General features: G+C 71.4%; 5 protein-coding genes. 2 read left to right on the top strand and 3 right to left on the bottom strand.

Going from position 1 to position 3,672, the window contains the following annotated elements:
* The coding region (locus FV222_RS20005; protein ID WP_147815463.1) for an SIMPL domain-containing protein at positions 1 to 214 on the bottom strand (214 nt) is incomplete at its 3' end.
* Positions 211 to 1,461, bottom strand: coding sequence for a bifunctional glutamate N-acetyltransferase/amino-acid acetyltransferase ArgJ (argJ, locus tag FV222_RS20000; RefSeq protein ID WP_147763858.1), 1,251 nt, complete (start codon positions 1,459 to 1,461; stop codon positions 211 to 213). The genes argJ and FV222_RS20005, both read right to left, overlap by 4 nt.
* Before the next feature lie 217 nt (positions 1,462 to 1,678).
* Between argJ and FV222_RS19995 the strand changes: the two genes are divergently transcribed.
* Positions 1,679 to 2,116: a histidine kinase gene (locus FV222_RS19995; RefSeq protein WP_147763859.1), complete on the top strand. Its 438-nt coding sequence runs from the start codon at positions 1,679 to 1,681 to the stop codon at positions 2,114 to 2,116.
* 7 nt (positions 2,117 to 2,123) lie between these two features.
* Here the strand turns inward: FV222_RS19995 and FV222_RS19990 are convergent, their stop codons facing one another.
* Positions 2,124 to 2,936 (bottom strand): CPBP family intramembrane glutamic endopeptidase, encoded by an 813-nt coding sequence (locus tag FV222_RS19990; RefSeq protein ID WP_246685562.1) that lies wholly within the window; start codon positions 2,934 to 2,936, stop codon positions 2,124 to 2,126.
* Between the two features lie 322 nt (positions 2,937 to 3,258).
* On the opposite strand from FV222_RS19990, the gene FV222_RS19985 reads away from it, so the two are divergent.
* Positions 3,259 to 3,672, top strand: a 414-nt coding sequence (locus FV222_RS19985; protein WP_246685561.1) for a ClpXP protease specificity-enhancing factor SspB, incomplete at its 3' end; no start/stop codon positions are given.

The raw sequence follows: 3,672 nt of genomic DNA, 5'->3' as shown, positions 1-3,672 counted from the left end.
CGCCGGCCACGCCCTTAGAGGTCGCGTCGAGGGCCGCGGCGGCGTTGCCCGCCCGCGCCTCGACGCCGACCGTCACCTCGGCGAAGTCCGGCGCCCGCGTCGTCTGAGCCCGGCCGGTGACGGTGATGCCGCGACGGCAGGCGTCGTCGTCGGCATGCGCCGGCAGCGCCGCGACGACGGGCAGGATAATGAGTGCAGTGGCGACGCGCCTCACGAGCGGTAATCCCCGTTGATCTCGATGTAGCCCTTGGTGAGGTCGCAGGTCCAAACCCGGGCCTTGCCGGCTCCGAGGCCGAGGTCGACCCGGACGACGACATCGGATTTGCGCATCACCGCGCTCGCAGCGTCCTCGCTGTAATCCGGGTCACGCGCCCCGGCGACGGCGACGCGCACGTCGCCGAACCAGATCGCAAGGCGGTCGCGGTCGGCGGGCTCGCCGGCCTTGCCGACGGCCATCACAACGCGGCCCCAGTTGGCGTCCTCGCCGGCGACCGCGGTCTTGACCAGCGGTGAGTTGGCGATCGACATCGCGATGCGGTGCGCCGAGGCGTCGCTCTCGGCGCCGCCGACCTCCACGGTGACGAACTTGCGCGCGCCCTCGCCGTCCTTGGCGACGAGCTGCGCCAGCTCGATCAGCAGGTCGTCCAAGGCCGCGCGAAAGCCTGCGAGCCGCGGGTCCGCCGCGTCCGAGACCGGGACCGTGGCGGCGGCACCGGTGGCGAACAGCATCAGCGTGTCGGAGGTCGAGGTGTCGCCGTCCACGGTCACGCAGTTGAAGCTCTTGTCCGCGCCCGCCGTCAGCATCGCCTGAAGCACCGGCTGCGGCAGCGCCGCGTCGGTGAACACGAAAGCGAGCATCGTCGCCATGTCGGGCGCGATCATGCCGGCGCCCTTGGCGATGCCGTTGATCGTCACCGCCACGCCGTCGATCTCGGCCGTGCGGCTCGCGGATTTCGGGAAGGTGTCGGTGGTCATGATCGCCCGGGCGGCGGCGTCCCAGGCCTCGGCTCCCGCGGCCGTGCGGGCGGCGCACTCGGCCAGCACGCCCTCGAACTTGGTCGCATCGAGGGGTTCCCCGATGACGCCGGTGGAGGCGACGAAGACCTCGCCCTCGGTGCAACCGGCGGCGGCGGCGGCGATCCGCGCCGTCAGCGCCACCGCGTCCCGTCCTCGCGACCCCGTGAACGCATTGGCGTTACCGGAGTTCACGACCAGCACCTGCGCCGAGCCGGCGGCAAGCGCCTCGCGGCACCAATCGACCGGCGCGGAGGGGCAGCGCGAGCGGGTAAACACGCCGGCGGCCGCGGTGCCGGCGTCGAGGCCGACATAAAGGACGTCGGTGCGGCCGGAATAGCGGATGCCGGCCTGGGCGGTGGCGAGCCCGACGCCGCGGATCGCTGGCAGGGTCGGCATTGAGGCCGGCGCGAGCGGGGAGACGGAGGGAGACTTTGCGGACGACATCGATACCCTCTCCATTCGATCGCGGCATCGCCGGCGACGGGGTCCTGTTGCCCCGCGAGCCCCGCAGCGGTCAACCGCCTGCCCGATCGGAGCGCATGCCCGCTTCCTGGGCGTGCCGGCTTGGGAATAAGGCGCAATCGCGGCGGGGGGCTTGCGCGACCGCGCCGTCCCGGCCTAGCATGCTGCGATGCAACGCGAACGCCGAGTCGAACGCGGAATGCCGCAAAACACCAGCGCACAAACGCTCGTGAACGCCCCCCAGCCCCCAGGCGGCTGTTATGGGGTCCAAGTCCTCGTCGCCGGCCGGCAGAAGCGCTGGCGGGATGAGGTATCCAATCAGATACGCCGCGCAGGCTATCAGGCCACGGCCTGTGACAGCGGTGTCGATGCCCTCACGGTTCTCGTCCTCGGGTTGCCGGTGGACGTGCTCGTCGCCGATGTCGGCCTCGAAGGCGACCTGTGCTGCTCGCGCCTCGCCGTCGAGGCCCGTGCCCTCCGGCCGGGTCTGCGCATCGTCCTGGCGAGCGACTACTATGAGGAGATGTCGGACGACGCCTCGCACCTCTTCCCGGACGCGATTCTGATTCCGCGCGACCTCCGCAACAACGCCGTCGCGAGCACCGTGCGCGAAGCGCTGGCGAGCCGGTCGGCCTGACGCCGGTTTAAGGCCACAGCACGTAGGCGATTAGCGCGAGGTTGCTCCAGCCGTGGAGCGCGATGCACGGCCACAGGCGGCCTGTGCGCCAGCGCAGCCAGCCGAGCATCAATGCCAGCGGCGCCAGCGAGACCGGGCGCGCCAAACCCCAGGCCGAGACGTGCGCCAGCGCGAAGACTAGTGCCGTGACGAGGATCGTCGCCGCGGGTGGCAGGAAGCGGCGGGCGGCGGCGAAGCCCTCGCCGCGCATCAGCATCTCCTCCGCGGCCGGCGCCAGCACCACGACGTAGCTGAGCCATACCGCGACGGCGGCAGGGCTCAGCATCGGCGAGAGCCGCACGCCGCTTCCGAAGGCGGCGCCGAACGCCTCGGCCGTCCCGGTGACCCAGGCGATGTGTACGATCGGCCAGAGCAGGAGGATCAGCAGCAGGGTGCGCGGCCGCATCCCGTTCGGGCGCTCGCGGTCCAGCGCCAGCCTGCGCCGCCAGGCGGACCCGTCGCGGCCAAGCGCCCCCGTCACGACGAGACCTGCCAAGAAGACTTGGCGGAGCACATCGACGGCGAGTTCGCGCCAGACGAGCTCGGTGGCGCCGACATAGGGACGCCGCACCGCGTCGAGGAACGGGTCGATCCCGACGAGCAGGTCGGCGCCCACCCGCACCGCGGCCAGCGACATCAGGCTGGCCACCGCGAGGTAGAGCAGGAGCATCCCGACCAGGACGACGAGGTTCAGGGCGAGGCGCCCGGCCGCGACCCATCGCCGGCCCGGTTCGGACGGTGCGGCGGCGTCGACGGGCAGGGCGCCATGATCGGGCTTCAAAACCGCGGCGATCCCCTCTATGTTCTCTCGTCCGGTCGAAAGGCCGGAATGGCGACGAACGCTCTTGGCGACGCGCCGGTCACTTCGAACCTATCGGATCCGCTTCGTCCACCGTAGCCCCCTGCCATCGGACACGATGGCGCTGCCGGGCCGGACGACCGGGCAGGTCCGCCGGCGCGGTGGTCGGCAGGGTGTCGCGACGGCGCACGTCGGCCGCTCGGTATCCCGGCCTCCGGCGACGGAAGCCGCCTTCCTTTCTCATCCGATCCGGTACGCGTCCCGCGCGACAGGTCGTCGGGCAGACCGCACAGAGCGACCGAAGATGGCAGACGACCTGATCCGCTACGATCTCCTGGTCCAGGACGCCCTCCGGGGCGTCGTGCGCAAGGTGCTGACCGACGCCGCCCGCGAGGGCTTGGCGGGCGAGCACCACTTCTACGTCTCCTTCCGCACCGAGGCCCCGGGCGTGCGGATGTCGCAGGCACTGCGCGAGAAGTATCCGCAGGACATGACGATCGTCCTCCAGCACCAGTTCTGGGATCTCGGCGTCACCGAGCACAGCTTCGAGGTCGGGCTGTCGTTCTCGGGCGTGCCCGAGCGTCTTCTGGTGCCGTTCGATGCCCTGTCGGGGTTCTTCGACCCGTCGGTCCAGTTCGGCCTCAAGTTCGACCTGAACGAAACCGCCGAGGTCGCCGGCGAGGACGCGGCGCCGAGCGCCGCGAAGGCCGGCCCGCGC

The organism is Methylobacterium sp. WL103 (assembly GCF_008039885.1).
Lineage (GTDB): Bacteria > Pseudomonadota > Alphaproteobacteria > Rhizobiales > Beijerinckiaceae > Methylobacterium > Methylobacterium cerastii.
Note: the sequence above shows the minus strand (reverse complement) of the source record. Positions and strands in the feature narration are given on the sequence as shown.

What these genes read in the sequence shown, in the direction of transcription:
- argJ (WP_147763858.1), bottom strand. Translation starts at nt 1,461, where the DNA reads ATGTCGTCCGCAAAGTCTCCCTCCGTCTCCCCGCTCGCGCCGGCCTCA.
- FV222_RS19995 (WP_147763859.1), top strand. Translation starts at nt 1,679, where the DNA reads ATGCCGCAAAACACCAGCGCACAAACGCTCGTGAACGCCCCCCAGCCC.